The 18,235-nt window shown below is 62.5% G+C and carries 18 protein-coding genes and 1 tRNA gene; 8 read left to right on the top strand and 11 right to left on the bottom strand.

From position 1 onward, the window contains the following. The first annotated feature begins 6 nt into the window (after nt 1-6). From cysS to CAURIM_RS11045, 5 genes are all read left to right on the top strand, one after another. A complete protein-coding gene (gene cysS, locus CAURIM_RS11065) occupies nt 7-1,413 on the top strand; it encodes a cysteine--tRNA ligase (RefSeq protein WP_201829110.1) in 1,407 nt (468 codons plus the stop codon). A gap of 59 nt (nt 1,414-1,472) precedes the next feature. Then, nucleotides 1,473-2,423, top strand: coding sequence for a 23S rRNA (guanosine(2251)-2'-O)-methyltransferase RlmB (rlmB, locus tag CAURIM_RS11060; protein ID WP_070445974.1), 951 nt, complete (start codon nt 1,473-1,475; stop codon nt 2,421-2,423). 18 nt (nt 2,424-2,441) lie between these two features. Then, nucleotides 2,442-3,176 carry an AAA family ATPase gene (locus CAURIM_RS11055; protein WP_010188884.1) on the top strand — a complete coding sequence of 245 codons (735 nt, stop codon included), beginning with the start codon at nt 2,442-2,444 and terminating at the stop codon, nt 3,174-3,176. After that, a complete protein-coding gene (locus tag CAURIM_RS11050) occupies nt 3,173-3,823 on the top strand; it encodes an AAA family ATPase (RefSeq protein ID WP_010188886.1) in 651 nt (216 codons plus the stop codon). The genes CAURIM_RS11055 and CAURIM_RS11050 overlap by 4 nt, the downstream gene beginning before the upstream one ends. A gap of 305 nt (nt 3,824-4,128) precedes the next feature. Then, on the top strand, nt 4,129-4,410 hold the full coding sequence (locus CAURIM_RS11045; RefSeq protein WP_080550367.1) for an ATP-binding cassette domain-containing protein: 282 nt from the start codon (nt 4,129-4,131) through the stop codon (nt 4,408-4,410). Nucleotides 4,411-4,443: 33 nt separating this feature from the next. On the opposite strand, the gene CAURIM_RS11040 is transcribed toward CAURIM_RS11045, so the two are convergent. From CAURIM_RS11040 to CAURIM_RS11025, 4 genes are read right to left on the bottom strand one after another with little or no spacing between them, the layout of a single operon-like run. Beyond that, complete coding sequence (locus tag CAURIM_RS11040) at nt 4,444-5,283, bottom strand: CE1 family esterase (RefSeq protein WP_070445983.1); 840 nt, start codon at nt 5,281-5,283, stop codon at nt 4,444-4,446. A gap of 9 nt (nt 5,284-5,292) precedes the next feature. Then, on the bottom strand, nt 5,293-6,255 hold the full coding sequence (locus tag CAURIM_RS11035; protein WP_201829112.1) for a metal ABC transporter permease: 963 nt from the start codon (nt 6,253-6,255) through the stop codon (nt 5,293-5,295). Continuing rightward, the gene (locus CAURIM_RS11030; protein ID WP_070711552.1) at nt 6,233-6,934 is read right to left on the bottom strand and encodes a metal ABC transporter ATP-binding protein; all 702 of its coding nucleotides are present in this window, start codon (nt 6,932-6,934) and stop codon (nt 6,233-6,235) included. The genes CAURIM_RS11035 and CAURIM_RS11030 overlap by 23 nt, the downstream gene beginning before the upstream one ends. Next, a complete protein-coding gene (locus CAURIM_RS11025) occupies nt 6,935-8,032 on the bottom strand; it encodes a metal ABC transporter solute-binding protein, Zn/Mn family (protein WP_201829115.1) in 1,098 nt (365 codons plus the stop codon). It abuts the gene before it with no gap. 72 nt (nt 8,033-8,104) lie between these two features. Here CAURIM_RS11025 and CAURIM_RS11020 point away from each other — a divergent pair, with 72 nt between their 5' ends. Further along, nucleotides 8,105-9,190 (top strand): LacI family DNA-binding transcriptional regulator, encoded by a 1,086-nt coding sequence (locus tag CAURIM_RS11020; RefSeq protein WP_070445994.1) that lies wholly within the window; start codon nt 8,105-8,107, stop codon nt 9,188-9,190. Here the strand turns inward: CAURIM_RS11020 and otsB are convergent. The 5 genes from otsB to thrE are packed head-to-tail and all read right to left on the bottom strand — an operon-like array spanning nt 9,187 to nt 13,993. After that, nucleotides 9,187-9,930 (bottom strand): trehalose-phosphatase, encoded by a 744-nt coding sequence (gene otsB / locus CAURIM_RS11015; RefSeq protein WP_070445997.1) that lies wholly within the window; start codon nt 9,928-9,930, stop codon nt 9,187-9,189. The two genes, CAURIM_RS11020 and otsB, sit on opposite strands and share 4 nt — an antisense overlap. Nucleotides 9,931-9,961: 31 nt before the next feature. After that, the gene (locus CAURIM_RS11010; protein WP_070446002.1) at nt 9,962-10,486 is read right to left on the bottom strand and encodes a hypothetical protein; all 525 of its coding nucleotides are present in this window, start codon (nt 10,484-10,486) and stop codon (nt 9,962-9,964) included. Then, nucleotides 10,483-11,904: an alpha,alpha-trehalose-phosphate synthase (UDP-forming) gene (locus CAURIM_RS11005; protein WP_070711549.1), complete on the bottom strand. Its 1,422-nt coding sequence runs from the start codon at nt 11,902-11,904 to the stop codon at nt 10,483-10,485. Before CAURIM_RS11005 ends, CAURIM_RS11010 begins: the two co-directional genes overlap by 4 nt. Before the next feature lie 2 nt (nt 11,905-11,906). Then, complete coding sequence (locus CAURIM_RS11000) at nt 11,907-12,266, bottom strand: hypothetical protein (RefSeq protein ID WP_070446010.1); 360 nt, start codon at nt 12,264-12,266, stop codon at nt 11,907-11,909. A gap of 50 nt (nt 12,267-12,316) precedes the next feature. Further along, nucleotides 12,317-13,993: a threonine/serine exporter ThrE gene (gene thrE / locus CAURIM_RS10995; protein WP_201829117.1), complete on the bottom strand. Its 1,677-nt coding sequence runs from the start codon at nt 13,991-13,993 to the stop codon at nt 12,317-12,319. Between the two features lie 185 nt (nt 13,994-14,178). Between thrE and CAURIM_RS10990 the strand changes: the two genes are divergently transcribed. Further along, a tRNA-Thr gene (locus CAURIM_RS10990) sits at nt 14,179-14,251 on the top strand. A 39-nt stretch (nt 14,252-14,290) separates the two neighbouring features. On the opposite strand, the gene CAURIM_RS10985 is transcribed toward CAURIM_RS10990, so the two are convergent. Continuing rightward, on the bottom strand, nt 14,291-14,818 hold the full coding sequence (locus tag CAURIM_RS10985; RefSeq protein WP_070446013.1) for a TetR/AcrR family transcriptional regulator: 528 nt from the start codon (nt 14,816-14,818) through the stop codon (nt 14,291-14,293). After that, on the bottom strand, nt 14,805-16,304 hold the full coding sequence (locus tag CAURIM_RS10980; RefSeq protein WP_070711534.1) for an MFS transporter: 1,500 nt from the start codon (nt 16,302-16,304) through the stop codon (nt 14,805-14,807). Before CAURIM_RS10980 ends, CAURIM_RS10985 begins: the two co-directional genes overlap by 14 nt. Before the next feature lie 168 nt (nt 16,305-16,472). On the opposite strand from CAURIM_RS10980, the gene CAURIM_RS10975 reads away from it, so the two are divergent. Beyond that, nucleotides 16,473-18,218: a pyruvate dehydrogenase gene (locus tag CAURIM_RS10975; protein ID WP_201829119.1), complete on the top strand. Its 1,746-nt coding sequence runs from the start codon at nt 16,473-16,475 to the stop codon at nt 18,216-18,218. Nucleotides 18,219-18,235: the final 17 nt, after the last annotated feature.

Raw genomic sequence — 18,235 nt, 5'->3', positions numbered from 1 at the left:
GGCCAGGTGAGTACTTTGCGCATTTTTGATACCGCCACCCGCAGCCAACGTGAGTTCGAGCCGGTTCGTCCCGGCCACGCGTCGATCTACCTGTGTGGTGCCACCCCGCAGTCCCAGCCACACATCGGCCACCTGCGCTCCGGCGTGGCCTTCGACATTCTGCGCCGCTGGCTTATCGCACAAGGCTATGACGTGGCACTCGTGCGCAACGTGACTGATATCGATGACAAGATCCTCACCAAGGCCGCTGAGAATAACCGCCCCTGGTGGGAGTGGGTATCCACCTACGAGCGTGAGTTCACCAAGGCCTATAACACCCTGGGCGTTCTGCCGCCTTCCGTGGAGCCGCGCGCGACGGGCTTTGTCACCCAGATGGTGGAGTACATGCAGCGGCTTATCGACGCCGGCTTTGCTTATGCCGTGCCTGGCGAAGGTGATTCCGGTTCTGTTTACTTCGACGTCGCGGCGTGGAATGCCACGGAAGGCTCGGACTACGGAGCGTTGTCTGGCAACCGTGTCGAGGAGATGGAACAGGGCGAAACAGACAACGCTGGCAAGCGCAGTCCCCAGGACTTCGCGCTGTGGAAGGCGGCTAAACCAGGTGAGCCGTCCTGGCCCACCCCGTGGGGCCGTGGCCGGCCGGGCTGGCACTTGGAGTGCTCGGCCATGTCCACCTACTACCTAGGCGGCGAATTCGATATCCACTGCGGTGGCTTGGATCTGCAGTTCCCGCACCACGAAAATGAGATCGCACAATCCCATGCGGCGGGCGATAAGTTTGCCAACTACTGGATGCACAACCACTGGGTCACCATGGCCGGTGAGAAGATGTCGAAGTCCTTGGGTAACGTGCTCTCCATTGCCAACATGCTGGAGATCGTCCGCCCGGTGGAGCTGCGCTACTACCTGGGCTCTGCGCATTACCGTTCGGTCCTCGAATACTCCGAGGCAGCGCTGACCGAAGCTGCGGCTGGCTACCGCCGCATCGAGGACTTCGTGGGCAAGTTCGAAAACGTAGAGAAGGGCGAGTGGACTCCGGCCTTCGAAGAGGCGATGAATGATGACATCGCTGTGCCGAAGGCGCTGGCGGAAATTCACACCACCGTGCGCGCGGGCAATAAGGCGCTCAGTGAAGGCAACCGTGAAGAGGCCGAGCGCCTCGCTGGGGCGGTGCGCGCCATGGCCGCGGTTCTTGGCTTTGATCCACTCGATGAACAGTGGAAAGATAGTGGCGAAGAAAGCGGCGCTGATGCGGCCCTGGACGTGCTCGTCCGTGCCGAACTGGAGCGTCGCACCACCGCCCGCGCAGAAAAGGATTGGGCTACTGCGGACGCCGTGCGCGACCGCCTTGCAGCCGCGGGTATTACCATCACCGACACCGCCGACGGCCCCACCTGGTCCTTGGCGGATTAACCGTCCTTGGCAAAGGCCAAGGACAGCACAGAAGTCGAGGACAACAAAGGAGAAGAATTATGGCACGTACCCATGGCCGCGGCGGCGCGGGCGCCCGCAAGTCCAATAAGAAGGGGGCTACGAAGGGCTCTGGTGGTCAGCGTCGCAAGGGCCTGGCCGGCAAGGGCCCTACGCCCAAGGCGGAGGACCGCGTCTACCACGCCAAGCACAAGGCGAAGCTGGAACGCGAGCGCCGCAATTCGGGCCGCCACCAGAAGGAGACCGCGGAGATGGTCGTTGGCCGCAACCCGGTCATCGAGTGCCTGCACGCCAAGGTGCCTGCTACCTCCCTCTACATCGTGCAGGGCACGCGTAATGATGCCCGCCTGTCGGAGGCAGTGGCCATGTGCAATACCCGCAACATCCCGATTCTTGAGGTCCAGCGCCACGAGATGGATCGCATGACCGGCAACGGCATGCACCAGGGCATTGGCCTGCAGATTCCGCCGTACAAGTATGCCGACGTTCATGACCTGATGGATCGGGCCCGCGATGCTCAGGAACCGGGTATGTTCGTCATCCTCGATAACATCACCGACCCGCGCAATCTCGGCGCAGTCATCCGCTCCGTCGCGGCCTTCGGCGGCCATGGTGTCATCATCCCAGAGCGTCGCTCCGCCTCCGTCACCGCGGTGGCCTGGCGTACCTCCGCCGGCACCGCCGCGCGCTTGCCGGTGGCTCGCGTGACCAACGTGACCCGCACGGTCCAGGACTTCCAGAAGGCCGGCTACCAGGTTGTTGGCCTGGATGCGGGAGGCGAGCACACCCTCGATACTTACAACGGTGGCACCGACCCCGTTGTCATCGTCATCGGCTCTGAGGGCAAAGGCATTTCGCGCCTCGTCCGCGAGAACTGCGATGCCATCATGTCCATCCCCATGACCGACTGGGTTGAATCCCTCAACGCCTCCGTGGCGGCAGGTGCGGTGCTTTCCGAGTTCGCCCGCCAGCGTCGCGCGGCCCAGAAGTAGGCTCACGCTTTCGTCGCCATGTTCCTCACGAGTGTGCGTCCCGCCCCGGAGCTTATTGGGGAGGGACTGCCCGGCGTGCCGGAACACATGCGCCGCCTGGGCGTGCTCATCGCAGCGCTGCCCGGCGGCGCCTTGCGTTTGCCTACGCCCGTGACCGTCGTCGTGGGGGATAACGGCGCCGGAAAATCCACGCTGCTCGAGGCCATCGCCGTGGGGCTTGGCGTCAATCCCGAGGGCGGCTCGCGCCACGCCCGGTTTGCCACCGGCGACGAGGACTATCCCGAGTGGCTCATCTGCTCGCGGGCGCACAACCCGCGCGACGTGTACTTCTTGCGCGGCGAGACCTTCCTCAACTTGAGCGAGTATCACCACCAGATCCACAGCCCGGAGAATCCCGATCCGCTCAGTGACCTGCCGTTTCTCAGCCACGGCCAGGGTCTGCTCGCCCTCGTCGAGAGACGCTTCCATTCTGACGGAATGATCATTCTCGACGAGCCGGAAGACGGCTTGTCCTATCCCCGGCAGGTCGAGGTTGTCACGCAGCTCGAGCGCCTCGCCGCCCAGGGCGCGCAGGTCATCCTCGCGACGCACTCGCCAGTCTTCCTCAGCATGCAAGGCGCGACCGTCTACGCGTTCGGCGACAAGGGGATTGCGCCCGTCGCTCCCGAAGCGACGGAAGCTGTCCACGCCGCGCGCGAGTTCCTTGCCGATCCATTGGGGACCGCCGCGTTTCTTATTGGGGAGGGCGAATGAGAGACTTCTATGTCGACGCCTATGCCGCGCTGGACGGCGGCCACGGACCTGAGTGGGTGTCCTCCGTTCCTGGTTTCGTGGCGCTGCGACGCCAAGGACTGGACCTGCGTGCGCCGGTGACCGTGCTGACCGGGGACAACGGGGTAGGAAAGTCGACGCTCGCCGAGGGCATTGCCTTCGAGTACGGCTTTCCTGAGCGCGGTGGGATATGGGGTGTGCAGCGCTCCGCCGGTCCCATCAATCCCCTCCGGAGGTGGGCGAGCCTGCGGCTAGGTACCGCGCCCAAGGACGGCTACTTCCTGCGAGCGGAGGCGCACTACAACGTTGGTTCGACCGCGATGTCGCATGGCGAGTCCGTCATGGACGTCGTGCAGCGTTCCTTTGATGGGCGCGGGCTCTACATCCTCGACGAGCCGGAATCTGGGCTTTCGCTCGTGCGGCAGATGACGCTCATGGCGGAAATCCATCGCGCCGCGGAGGCGGGTGCGCAGTTCATCGTGGTGACGCACTCGCCGATTGTGGCAGCCATCCCCGGTGCGCGGATTGTTGAAATTACAGAAGATGGGTTCTTCCTTGAGCTGCGCGACGTGACACAGACGCTGGCGTTTCAGTCGTTGCGTGAGTTTCTCTACGCCTCCGGATGCTAGATTCAGGGCCGAGAAAGCTGGATGGCGATCTTTACTTCTTGGTTGCTGGCCAGTACTTCACATCTTGAACATTCAGATTGCGTGCGTGTGCCGAATACAAGGTTCTGGAGGATTGGGGTTCCACGGCTTAGAGACGAGGACGACTCGGTCCTTTCCCTGCCGTTTTCACCTTGTACAGATTCAGCTGCGGGTAACTTGAAGAATCTTCGCCAGCAAACCGTGACATCGAGAGTACATACATGCACAGACGTGTGCAACATCACGCTGGGACGTAATAATTCTCTAGATAACAACGGGTCGCAAGTGTGATTAGTCAGTACGCGAGAAAAGAAAACCTACGCGATGGAACGCGACCTCTACGCGATCGTCAACGACATTGCCGACCACTACAACAAGGTTCACTGAATGATGAACTGAAGGATCTTTTATCCCTTGTAGGCCTTTCATTGCACCACAGTGTTTCCTGCGAGCATGCTTCGCTCGGTATGAAACAGCGTCTAGGAATCGCCAAAGCACTGGTCGGTAATCCACAATTATTGCTTCTCGACGCTCACCTACGAACGGCCTCGACCCGAGGTTGGGGCTGAGTGGAGTGAGACACGATGGGGCGCACGTGCAGTCTAGAGCCCGAAGAATTCCTCCACGAGCTCGGCAGCGATGAAGGAATCCGTGTTTTTACCCAGGCGTGGGTCCAGCTCGTTGCCCGACGGGATGACGTGGCCCATGCCCTCGACGCTCACGAGCTCGACCGGCGCGCCGGTGGCGTCTGCCGGCTCCCAGCGGTCGACAACGGTGTCGGGGAAAAGGTGGGTGCGCTCTGGGCCGGCGGCATGGTTGAGCTCCGCGAAGCGTGCGGCGTTCTCCTGCGCGCCGGTGACGGCACCGCGGGTGCGCTTCGGGTCAATGCCCGCCGTTCCGCCCGTATAGGGCGCGAGCTGGTCGCCCGTGCCGTGGACGAACATGACCGGGGTGGGTTGGTACGCCGAGTCCGGATTGGTGGGCGCATGGTTGGCGCCGGCGCCGAGAGTGGAGGCGAAGACGCAGGCGGCATCGGCAAGCCCGGGGGCGTCGAAGAGCAAGCGGATAACCATCTGCCCGCCGTTGGAGAAGCCGCAGAGGAACACGCGGCCAATCTCCTGCTCCGCGCGCAGCTCGTCGAGGATGGCGCGCGTGAAGGCGACGTCATCGATGCCCAGCTCGCGCGCGGCGACGGGCAGGGTGGCGCGGGCATCGTTAAAGTGCTGTTCCACGCCGGTGGGGTAGACCGCAAGCATGCCGTGGCGGGTGGCGAGGTCATCGAACGTGCCGTTAGTGAAGCGGCGGATGACGTTCGCGGATTGCAGGGAGCCGTGGAAGAACAGGAGGAGGTCTCTCTGGCGCTCGACGTCATCATTCGGGCGGTACACGAGGTACGTGCGGGTGCGGTCTTGTAATTCGAGGCTACGGCGTTCCAAAGTCACGCATCTAGCCTAATCCTGATGCGCGCAGTGCTCATCGTGCGTCGAGGTGTGGTGTGTCTCGGCGTCGGCGCGATCGGTGGCGGCGCGGAAGTGTTCCTGGGAGGCGCGGCGGGCGGCGACGTCGTCGCGGACGGCCTTGCGGCTGCGAGCCCAGCCGATGCCGCGGCAGACCAGGTAAATAACAAAAGAGATGCTCGTGACGAAGACCGAGACGGGCAGGCCCGGCGCCAGGGAGAGGACCAGGCCGCCCACGGCGGAGACCTCCGCGAAGATGGTGGACCACATCACCGCGCGCAGCGGGGAGGAGGTAATCTGTACCGCCGCTGCGCCTGGGGTGATGAGCAGCGCCATGACGAGCAGGGAACCGACGATCTGTACGGATTGCGCGGCCGTCAGGCCCACGAGGATGGCGAAACACACCGCTAGAGACTTCACCGGCACGCCGGCGGCTTGGGCCATGACCGGGTCCGCGGAAGCGAAAAGCAGGGGGCGCCAGAAGAGCGCCACCACGGCGACGATGATGGCGGTGGTTGCGGCGAGCAGCCACACCGACGCGGAGGAGACACCGACGATCTGTCCCGTCAGCAGCGTCATTGCGGTCTTGGCGTTGCCGGGGTAGAGGTGTAAGAAAAGCACCGAGAGACCCAGGCCGAAACTCATGACCACGCCGATAGCGCTGTCTTGTTGGCCTTTCAGTCCCAGCACCGCCAGGATGATGGCGGCCACGATAGCACCGGCAATCGCACCGAAGCCGATGTTGAGACCGAACAGCAACGCTGCGGCCGCGCCCATGAGCGCGAGCTCAGAGGTGGCGTGCACAGAGAAGGACATGTGGCGCAGGACGATAAGTGAGGTCATCACTCCGGAAAGGATTCCGAGCAGCGCGCAGGCGATGAGCGAGGATTGCACAAAATCAACGCCCAGCAGGTACTGGGTATCTTCGATGAATTTAGACAACGATGAGCCTCCCATCGACGTTGAGAACAGTCACGGAGGAGCCATACAGTTCCGAGAGGACCTCGGAGCGCATGACCTCATCGACTGAACCGAACGTGTGGCCATTGGGCGCGAGGTAGAGCACTTTATCCACCACGCCCAGCACCGGGTTTATGCCATGGGTAACGAAGAGTACGGAGGTGCCGCGCTCGTGGCGCCACGCATTGAGCTTCTCGACGGTCGCCTGCTGCCGCGCTGGATCCAAAGACAACAGCGGCTCGTCCGCGAGGATGAGCTCTGGATCGTTGGCTAGGGCCTGGGCTTGGCGGATGAGCTGTTGCTGTCCACCGGAGAGCTGGCCCACGCGGCGGTCAGCGATGCCGGTGGCGCCAACTTCGGCGAGGAGTTCGTCGATACGCCCCCGCGCCGGCTTTCGCTTCCGGAGCACGCCATGGGCGAGGGACAGTGACACGAGATCCCGGGCGCGCAGGGGCAGGTCCTGGGGGAACATTCTTTGCTGTGGGATAAAGCCCACGCGGCAGTTGACGTCGACGCTGCCCGCGGTGAGCTGGCGGGTACCCAAGATTGTTCCCAGCAGCGTGGACTTGCCCACGCCGTTGGGGCCCAAAACGGCGATGAACTCGCCGCGGTCTACGGCGAGGTTCATGTCCGACCACAGTGGTTCTACTGCGGCATTCTTGAAAGAAATGAGCACTTACACAGCCTCGAGTGCGTTGACGACTTCCTCGTAGTAGTCAAGGAAGTTGGTGTCTTCTGGTGGGGTTTCACCAATCTCTACCACCGGGATGTTCTTATCCTCGGCGGCGGCGCGGATGCGCTTGGTCATGTCAGTTTCGGTCTGCGGGTTGAAGATGAGCAGGTCGATCTTGTCCTGCTTGATGTCCTCGAGGAAGCGGGCCAGGTCGGCGGCGGTGGGCTCGCCCTCAGCGACGGTGGCCTTGCGGTAGCCCTCCGGGGTGGCGTCGGTGCTATCGGTGTACTTGAAGATGTAGTCCGCGATGGGCTCGGTCTGCGCGTAGTTGCGCTGCGGGAGCTTCTCGATGCGTGCCTTCAGTCCTTCCATACGTTCCACGAGTGGGTCGGCGGTCGCCTTGGCTTCTGGGTTGGCCTCGTTAACGAGGGTGGCGACCTCCGTCGCCACCTTCTCGATGGCGGCGGAGTCGTACCACACGTGCTCGTTGCCATCGATGTTGGTGACCTGCTCGGGGTGCTCGGCGGCAATCTTCTTGGCCTCGTCCATGGTCACGGTCTCGCCTTCGTGAGCGTGGTCATGGTCATGACCTTCTCCATGGTCATGGTGGTCATGACCATGCTCATCATGCGCGTGGTCGTGTTCCTCGCCATGCTCATGTTCTCCATGATCGTGATCGCCATGGTCATGCGCAGTAAGCGGCAGGGCGTGAATGATCTGGTCCTGGTTCTTGACGGCCTGGTAAAGCCAGGCGTCGTAGCCGCCGCCACCGGCGATGATGACGTCGGCCTCGTCGGCGCGGGCGATATCCGCGGCGGTGGGCTCGAAGTGGTGTGGGTCCACGCTGTTGCCGCTCACGATGGCGTGGACGTCGATATTGACGTCGGTCTGCGCGGTGTTGACGACCGCCTGGGCCACATCAGCCCAGATGGAGGTTGAGGCGACGACCTGAATGGTCTCCTTATCGGAACCGGCATCCGAGCCGCCATCGGCGTTATCGCCGCTGGAAGAACAGGCGCTCAGCGAGGCGGCGCCCAGCGTGGCAGCGAAGAGGAGGGCGGTGGGACGTCGGAAAGCGCGGCGTGGGAGGGTAGTGGTCATGTCCCTATTTCTACGCTTTAGTGAAAATTGTTGTCAAATGATAATGAGTTGAAAACGGGTAACCTTACCGTCATGTCCAAACGCAGCACGACGCTGGCCTCCCTGGCAGCCGAACTCGGGGTTTCGCCCACCACGGTGTCCAACGCGTATAACCGCCCAGACCAGCTGGCCCCCGCCACCCGGGAGCGCATCCTCACCGCGGCGGCTGAGCGTGGCTACACAGGCCCGGATCCCACCGCGCGCAGCCTGCGCACACGCCGCCAGGGGTCGCTGGGCGTCCTGCTTACTGAGCACCTGTCCTATGCCTTCGAGGACATGGCCTCGGTAGATTTCCTCGCCGGCATGGCGGAGGCCTCGGCAGGGGCGAGCACGACGTTGACTCTCATCCCGGCCGGTCCAGATACCGTCGGTGCTCCCAATGACGCCCAGGCAGCGCAGCTCGTAGGGTCGGCGGCGGTTGATGGATTTGTGGTCTATTCCGTGGCGGCGGGTGATGCTTACCTTGAAGCCGTGCAACGCCGCGGCTTGCCGGTGGTGGTGTGTGACCAGCCCACGGATTCGGGCTTGCCCTTCGTGGGCATCGATGACCGCGCCGCGATTGCCCCGGCGGCGCAGGCGCTTGTCGACGCCTCCCATACCCGCATCGGCATCCTTGCCATCCGCCTATACCGCGAGCGCCTCGATGGTGAAGTGACGGCTGCGCAGCTAGCTGCGGCGGATATGCACGTGCAACGCTCACGTGTATTGGGTGCGCTCGATGTCTTTGCAGACGCGGGACTCGATCCTGCAGGCATCCCCGTGGTGACGCGCCACATCAATGATCCACGCACCGCTTATGCGGCCGCAGAGGAATTGCTGACTAGGCACCCGGATCTCACCGCGGTGTTGTGTACGACGGACTCGATGGCGCTTGGCGTAATCGCTTATGCACGCGATCATGGAATCGCGGTTCCCGAGCAGCTTTCTGTTACCGGCTTCGACGGCATTGCGCCCGCCTTGGCGCTGGGCCTGAGCACCGTCGTGCAGCCGAACAAGGAAAAGGGGGCGGCGGCGGGGCGCATGCTGGCCAGCCTCATCGATGGGCGCGGAGAGGTGCCGCGCGCGTTGTTGGAGACCACCTTCCATCCCGGGCGGACCGTGGCCCCGGCTGGGGCTTAAGCGCTGTGCTGCGCGCGGGCGGCGGCGAGTTCTTCGAGGAACTCCGTCACCGCCGCGATATCGGGCACGCGCAGCGCCGCTTGCGTTGCGCCCTCACCGACCTTGACGCCGAGGTCCGGCGGTTGGTTGAGCAGGGCGAAGCCGTCTTCATCGGTGGTGTCATCCCCCAAGAAGACCACTGCCGTGGCGCCGACGCGCTGGCGAAGCTTCTCAAGCCACGTGCCTTTCGTGGCCTGTGTAGCAGAAAACTCGACGACGCACTTGCCCGCTGTCTTGGGGAAACCATCGGCGCTGAGAGCCTCGCCTTCTGCATACGCCGCGGCCGCCGCGTCAGGATCCTGCAATTCTAGTGTCCGCAGGTGCAGCACGCGCTGGAAGGGTTTGACCTCCAGTTCCGCGCCGGGGTGGCGCGCGATGATTTCTCTGAGCTCTGCTTCTTTCTTCGCCAGGTGAGCTTCCATCTCCGGAGTGAGGGCGGAATCCTCCCACGAGGACTCGGCGCCATGCGAACCGCCCAAAAGTACCGGTTCGCGCAGCGGGCATACCTGTTTTAGGCCCTCGAGGTGCCGGCCGGAGAGCACCGCGGCGGTGGTGTTCGGGAGCTCCGCTAAGGTGGCCAGGGCGTCGAGCGAGCGCTGCTCCGGCTTTACATCATACGCGTTGCGTGCGAAGCCCGCTAAGGTGCCATCAAAATCGGAAACAACCGCGAGGTGTTCTGCGGAGGCGAGAGCATCAATCATGCTTCCCACCCTAGCGCCGAAAACTTCAAGGCTACAGCGAGGCCATCCGGATGATCGGTGAGTCCACCTTGTCAGTGCGCAGCGTCAACACCAGCTGGTTGTTCGGGTTAAGCCCGAAATCGAATTCATGGCCCTCAGCAATGAGGTTGCGCATGAGTGAATCGGCCCACTGTATCGAGCCCTCGCAGTCAGCACTGCGCGGCGGGCTCTCATAAGTGGCTTTCTCCACCCGCATCACGTCGCCCTCCCAGATGGTGGAGGCCTTGTCATCCTTGTGGAAGGAAACCTCGGCAGTGAAGGAAACACAGCCGGTCGAGCCCACAGCGGTGTGTTCACCGAAGCTCATGTGCGGCACGTGTGCAGTATCGGCGGGCAGGGAGGAAGGAGCATCCGGAGATGTATAGAGGTTAATGACCTGCCAATCCTTGTCCAGGATGCGCTCATCGCCGCGCGGCGCAGGCTCCTCCTCGGCGGAGCCACACCCGCTCAGACCAAGCGTGAGCAGCGCCGTGCCGAGCACAGCGGTGAGCGCTGCGGCGGGCCGGCGCCGCATCATGCTTCCTCCTGGTTCAGTGCGCCGAGGAAGGACTGCGACCACAGTGCGATATCGTGCTGACGCACCTGCTCGTTCATCGCAATCATGCGCTCGCGCATGGTATCAGGAGATTCCTCCAGTGCCTTGACCGCGGAGAGTAGAGCGCGTTTGATGGACTCGATGTCGAAGGGATTGCACAGGTTGGCTTGGGTAAGCTCTGCTGCAGCGCCCGCGAATTCGGAGAGCACGAGCGCGCCGGAGCCATCGCTGTGGGAAGCCACGTATTCCTTGGCCACCAGATTCATACCGTCCTTGAATGGTGTGACCAGCATGATGTCTGCGAGCCGGTAGTAGCGCCGTAGTACGTCTTTCGGGACTGAGCTGTGCTGGTAATGCACCACGGGTGCTCCTAAGCGCCCAAAGCGTCCATTGATGCGGCCCACGGCTTCCTCCACCTTCGAGCGCGTGGCGCGGTAGTGATCGATGCGCTCGCGCGAGGGAGTAGCTAGTTGGACGAAGGTCACCTCGTCCGGGTCCAGCGCCCCGGTCTCGAGGAGTTCCTCGAAGGCAGTGAGGCGCTGCAGGATGCCCTTCGTGTAATCCAAGCGGTCGACCCCCAAAATGACGTGTGCGGGGTTGCCCAACTCAGCGCGGAGCTGGGCGACGTCCTCTGCATCGCCACCCTCAGCGAACTCACTCGCTGCAATGGAGATGGGAAAGGCGCCGACCCCGACGGAATGACCGCTATTCGTCACGATGCGGGCGGTCACCTCGCGGGTGCTGACCTCACCTTCTACTGTGAGGCCCTGGGTGCGAGCCAGCTCCACGAAGTTGCGGGCGTTGGATTCGAGGTGGAAGCCGATCAGGTTGGCGTCGAGAAGCCCCCGCACCAACTCTTCACGCCACGGCAACTGGCGGAAGAGATCCGGGGAAGGGAAGGGGATGTGGAGGAAGAAACCGATAGTGAGATCGGGGCGCAGTTGGCGCAGGATGCCAGGCACCAGCTGTAGCTGATAGTCCTGCACCCATACCGTGGCATTCTCCGCAGCGACGGCCGCTACCTCGTTGGCAAAGCGCAGGTTGACCTCGCGGTAGGTGTCCCACCAATCGCGGTTATAGATGGGGGTGACGATGAGATCGTGATAGAGCGGCCACAGGGTGGCGTTGGAAAAACCCTCGTAAAAGGCCTCAAAATCCTCATTCGTGAGGCGTACCGGGTGAAGCAGAACGCCGTTGTCGGTGGTGAAAGGCTCGGGGGCTTCGTCGGCCACGCCCGGCCAGCCCACCCAGCAGCCCTGGTGCTCTTCTAGGACAGGGGAGAGCGCGGTGACGAGGCCGCCCGGGGAGGCCTTCCACTCACGGGTGCCGTCGGCGGCGGTTTCGAGGTCCACCGGCAGCCGGTTGGCCACGACTACGAAGCTATTGCTGCGCCCGGACATAACTAGGCCTTCTTCGTGGCCTTTTTAGTTGCCTTCTTGGTAGCTTTTTTGCTCGACTTCTTAGTGGCCTTCTTGGTGGCTTTCTTCGTAGCCTTCTTTGTCGTCTTCTTGGTGGACTTCTTGGAGGCCTTCTTGGTTGCCTTCTTGCTGCTCTTCTTCGGAGCGGCATCGGCTTGCTCAGCCAAAACCTTGCGGTGGACTAAGCCTTCTGGTTCGACGCCCAGCATCGACATGAGGGTCACGCCGTCGAGGAAATCCTCCGCATAGGTGGCGACGACGCGACGCGCGGCGCGGGCGGTCTCTTCCTCTACTGCATGAGTCTGATCAGCGGCGGGCTGAGTATCTGTGACCTTTGGTGGCACGGAGTCCTCCTGGGATGAAGTGTGAAAGCTTTCAGACCGGCTATTCTACGCTATTGCGAGTCCGTTGGGGCGCTCGGGTCATCTTTGCCGGGCACTGTGTAGGTGGGGCGCTGCGCTGGAAATTGCGTGGTGACGGGCCACATGTCCGTGACGGCATCGCCCTGCTGGAAGCGCGCCTGCTGTGCAGGCGTCGGCGGTTTGGGGCCGAACTGCGGCGGTGGGGCTGGCAGGTTGTGACGCGGAGCGAAGGGCGATAGGGGAACGCGCGGAATGCGGGCGCGCTGGGCCAAGCGGGTGGCACGCGAGAAGGAGAACGTGCCCAAGCGCTTGATCGAGTTATAAGGCCGGAAGTATTGCGGGCGGCGCAGGCGGCGGGCCACTCGCTCGCCGAAGACCACGCCAGCGGCTAGTGCACCGGAAATGGCGAGGGCGCTGGCCAGGTTGGTCAGGCCGGTAATGAGCTGTTCGTTGAGCATGGCGTACATGCCGCGGTACAAAGTCAGACCCGGCAGCATGGGGGTATAGCCCACGATCATGGTGATGAGCGGCGGCATCATGTAGCGGCGGGAGAGGAGACCACCGGCGAGGCCGACCGCCACGGCCGAAATGCCAGAGGCGACGACAGCTCCAACGCCTAATAAGACGACGAGGAAATAGTAGAAAATCATACCGGCGGCTGCGGTGAGCCCGGAGATGGTGACCTCGGACCACGACGCTCCCAGCGCTAGTGCGAAGGCGGCAGAACCGATTCCACCGCACAGCACCAGAAGGGGGATCTGGTGATAGACGGGCGGGGCGAGTGTCGCCAGTGGCGGCAGGCTGAAGCCCAACCACGAAGCCACCTGGATACCTAGACCGACGCCGGCGATGATGGCGCCGGTGGACATGAGCGCCTCAAAGAACTTGGCGGATGAGGTCACGGGCGCGCGGGTGATCCCGTCCACCAAACACTGCACCAAGGTCAGGCCCGCCACCAGGATGATGATTCCGGAACCGATGATTTGGGAAGGTAGCATCTGGATGCCAAATCCCGCGAAGATGTTGTAGAGGATGGCCGCGGGGACAACGGCGAGTAGGCCGCCGACGAGGTTCTGATAAAAGGGCGGCAAGCGATAGTCCGCCAGGAACATGTTCGTGCCCATAATGAGTGCCGAAATGAGGAAGGTGACAACCCCGACGAGAAGGTCGCCGCCCAGCATCACGGCGATGAATCCACCCATGGCACCCCACGCGCTGACGATGGTGGTCTTGGAATAAGGGTTCTTCATCGCGTCGATGTCATCCAGGATTTTCTCCGCCATTGCCGGCGGGGTAGCACCGGAGTGGATGGAGCGGATGAGCCGGTCGACGGCGGAGAGTTTAGTGAAGTCCACGGCGATGCTCGGTGCCACGCGGAAGACATGGAGGTTGTGCCGCTCCGGTCCGGTGCCGATGGAGGTGTGGATGGTGATGGTGTTCATCAGAATCGACACGTGGCAGTAGTGCAGACCATAGGAGGAAGCGACGAGGTGAATCTGCGCTTGCACGTCGGTATTGGCTGAGCCCGCCGCAATGAGGATTTCACCAACGCATGCGGCGATTTCCATGACGCCTGTGACCTGGGCCGGATCGGTGAGATCGACAGGGGCTAGAGGGGAGGGCGGTGGTGCGGCCTTTGCAGCGTCGATGGTGGCGACGGAGGCCGAACGGTACAGCAGGCGCTGGCGCAAGGAAGAAAGAACAGACACGGAAAAGATAGACCTCAACAACACTTCTGGGTTCGGTAAGTCAGCACTTTAGTAACTGCCGTCGATTTATGCACCTGCCAGTGCTTTTCGCGGCTTTTACGTTCACTTTTTCGCAGCGCAAGCACCCTGACTTTCTCTGTATGGGGTGGGCTCAGGTACGATTCCCCTAGCGGATGAGCCGCGGTGCTGGAGTGGCGCAATTGGTAGCGCAACGCACTTGTAATGCGTAGGTTGCGAGTTCAAGTCTCGTCTCCAGCTCAAAAGGGCCTTTTCAAGGCCCTTTTTTCATTCTGGGGGTTATTCGGCGAGGTGGCCTAAGGCGACGTCGATAAGCGCGCGGCGTCTCTGCGGCGGCAGGGGGCGGTCGGTGAGGTGATCGTGCACCCACAGGCCGTCTGCGATGATTGATGCCAGCACGACGGATTCATCCTCCGCGGCAGGATCAGGCAGCCAGCGCCCATCGACGTCCCTCCACACCTTTTGGAAGTCCGGATGGGACTGCGAGTGGATGGACATGAGCAATTCAATGAGCGGGTCATTCTTGCCCATCGACTCCAAGGTGGCGCGGTAGCGCTGGCGAGGACTCAACTGCTCCGCCGTTTTGCCACCGGAGAGACCGATGAGCTCTTCCTCCCAGCGCTCCGCGCACAGCTTATGGCAATCAATGAGCAGCTCGTGCCGGGTAGGAAAGTGGTAGATGAGCCCCGACTTACTCATGCCCGTGGCAGTGGCCAGGGAATCGTAGGTGAGGGCGTGAACGCCATCCTTCTCGATGATGGCGAGCGCCTTTTCGAGCGCCTCAACCTTTTTACTAATGCGTGGCATCGGCACCTCCGGAGGTTGGGTTGCTGCGGAAGCACCAGCCGGTGACCGCAGCAAAAATGAGCATGACTACGCCAAGTCCGGCGGCGGTGGCCAAGTAAGCATCGGTGTATGCGGGGCCGGCGGCCTCCGCGAGCGCGGGGTCGTGGAGTGCATCCATGCCTAGGTCCCGGATGTCCTCTGGCAGCCCGCTCTTATAGAGCATGGGCAGCACCGAACCGGTGACCGCAATGGACAGCAGCGTGCCGAATTCATAGGAAACTTCCTCCACACCCGCGGCCATACCGGAACGCGAGGCAGGCGCGGCGCCGATGATGGCGGTGGAGGATACCGACATCACGAACCCCGCGCCGAGGCCGGTGATGAACAGGCCAACCAGGTATGCGGGGAACACGTCGTGCGTGCCGCCCCACACCACGCAGCCAATGCCCGCTGCCATAGCGAGGAAGCCGCCGGCGATGATGGGAAGGAAGCCCCAGCGGTGCAGGTTAGCCCCGCCCAGCGCGGACATCGGCAGCGCGGCCAGCGCGATGAGGGAAATGATGAGCCCAGCGTGCAGTGGGGAGTAGAGGTCCACCAACTGCAGCTTCTGCGTGGTGGTCATTTCCAGCCCGGCCATGCCAAACATGGCGCCAGCTGCGGCCAAAACACCACCACTGAAGATGGGGGATCGGAAGATATCGAAGGTGAGAAGCGGCTCTTCCAGTGTGTGCTGGCGGCGTGTAAAGAGGACAGCGCCTATGAGGCAGGCGGCCAGCGCGCCACCAATAAGCATGGCGTTGAGGTGGGAGCTGGCTACGGACTTGATGACGAGAACCAGCGAGGCCAGCGTGATCAGTGCGTAAAGGGAAGACAAGAAATCCCAATGCTTCGCTGGGTTCGCCACGTTCGGTGGGGCGAGGAAGGCAGTGAGGATGAGGGCGATGATCACGATGGGCACGTTGACCAAAAAGACCGAACCCCACCAGAAGTGCTCAAGCAAAAAGCCGCCCACCGTGGGTCCTGCGGCCGCGCCAACGACGGCAATGGAGCCCCAAATGCCGATGGCCGTGTTGCGCTCAATCTCATCTTCAAAGGTCAGGCGAATCAGAGCCAGGGTAGCGGGCATCATGATGGAGGCGCCGAGACCCAAGAAGGCTCGGGCAGCGACGAGCTCCCACGCGCCGGGCGCTAGCGCTGCGGTCAGTGACGCGATGCCGAAAATCCACAGGCCGATGACGAACATGCGGCGGTGGCCAATTTTATCGCCCAGAGTTCCGGTGCCCAGCAGGAGACCGGCAAGCATGAGTGCATAGGCGTTGATGATCCATAGTTGCTGCAGCGAAGTGGCGTGGAGCTGTTCGGAGAGCTCCGGAAGGGCTGTGTAGAGGATTGAGTTATCCAAGCCGATCATGAGCAGGCCTAAAGAGACCACGCCAAAGAAGGTCCACCGGCGGGTCGCTGAGGTTCGAAGCATCTCTGCCGAGGTTTCCGTTCGTGCATCTGTCATGCTGCGAAACTATAGCGAACGGTCGTTACAGTTTCAAAGCTCAAGAAGCGTGTTTGTTGTCGAAGTCACAAAGCCTCTACTACGTGAGAAGGCAGCTTTAAGGTGGCGAAATGTGCCCGGTGCGGGGACACTGGGGGCCGTTAGCGATAAAAGTTAGAGAGGTACAACATGGCACGCAATTACGCCACGCAGCTCGTGGAAACTCTGGAAGCCCAAGGGGTCAAGCGCATCTATGGCCTCGTTGGTGATTCCCTCAATCCCATCGTGGATGCGGTGCGTCAATCCTCCATCGAGTGGGTTCACGTCCGTAACGAAGAGGCCGCGGCTTTCGCCGCTGAGGCCGATTCCCTCACCACTGGCAACCTTGCCGTGTGCGCCGCCTCCTGCGGTCCGGGCAATACGCACCTTATTCAGGGGCTTTACGACGCCCACCGCAACGGCGCCAAGGTCCTCGCCCTAGCTAGCCACATTCCTTCCCGCCAGATCGGCTCGAAGTTCTTCCAGGAAACCCACCCGGAGGCCATCTTCCAGGAGTGCTCCGGCTACTGCGAGATGGTCAACTCTGCTGAGCAGGGAGGCGTGGTTCTGCACCATGCCATCCAGAGCACCATGGCCGGCAAGGGCGTGTCCGTCCTCGTCATTCCGGGTGATGTCTCCACTCAAGAGGCGGAAGAGGACACCTTCACCTCCTCCGTTATTTCCTCCGGACGCCCGGTTGTCTACCCGGACCCGGCAGAGGCCGCTGCGCTGACCCAGGCCATTAATGAGGCTAAGAACGTCGCTCTCTTCGTCGGTGCCGGCGTCAAGGATGCGCGCGAGCAGGTTCTTGCGTTGGCCGAGAAGATCAAGGCTCCCATCGGTCACGCCCTGGGCGGCAAGATGTACATCCAGTACGACAACCCCTTCGACGTCGGCATGTCCGGATTGCTCGGCTACGGCGCGGCACACGAGGCCACCCACGAGGCGGACTTGCTTATCCTGCTGGGCACGGACTTCCCCTATAACGACTTCCTGCCGGATGCCAACGTGGCCCAGGTCGATATCGATGGCTCCCACATTGGCCGCCGCACCCGCATTAAGTACCCGGTGACGGGTGATGTCGCCGCCACCATTGAGAACATCCTGCCGCACGTCGATGAAAAGAAGGACCGCTCCTTCCTCGACGACATGCTCAAGAAGCACTACGACAAGCTGCACCACGTCGTCGAGGCCTACACCTCTGGCGTGGAGAAGCACACGCCGATCCACCCGGAGTACATCGCAGACCTCATTGACCAGCAGGCCGATGAAGACGCCATCTTTACCGTCGATACCGGCATGTGCAACGTGTGGGGCGCGCGCTACATCACTGCGAATGGCAAGCGCGAGCAGATTGGCTCCTTCCGCCACGGAACTATGGCCAACGCACTGCCGATGGCCATCGGTGCGCAGGCGGCGCACCCGGAACGCCAGGTCATCACCTTCTCCGGCGACGGTGGGCTGTCCATGCTCATGGGCGAGCTGCTCACCGTGAAGCTGCACAACCTGCCGGTGAAGATGTTCGTGTTTAACAACTCTTCCCTCGGCATGGTCAAGCTGGAGATGCTGGTCCAAGGCCTGCCGGAGCATGAGACCGACCACGAGCACGTCAACTTCGCCCAGATCGCGGAAGGTGCCGGCATCAAGCACTTCCGCATCGAGGATCCGAAGGACGCGCCGCGCCTTATCAAGGAGGCCTTGGCTTACGACGGCCCTGCGCTTATCGACGTCGTCACGGACCCCAACGCCCTCTCCCTGCCGCCGACACTCACCTTCGAGCAGCTGCTCGGCTTCTCCAAGGCAGCAACCCGCACCGTCTTCGGTGGCGGCGTGGGCCAGATGCTCTCCATGGCGAAGTCCAACCTGCGCAACATTCCGCGTCCACAGGACTTCTAGCGTGAGCGCTTCGCTCT

The sequence above is a fragment of the Corynebacterium aurimucosum genome (genome assembly GCF_030408555.1).
GTDB classification, from domain to species: Bacteria; Actinomycetota; Actinomycetes; order Mycobacteriales; family Mycobacteriaceae; genus Corynebacterium; species Corynebacterium aurimucosum.
This window is presented reverse-complemented; position numbering and strand designations above follow the sequence as displayed.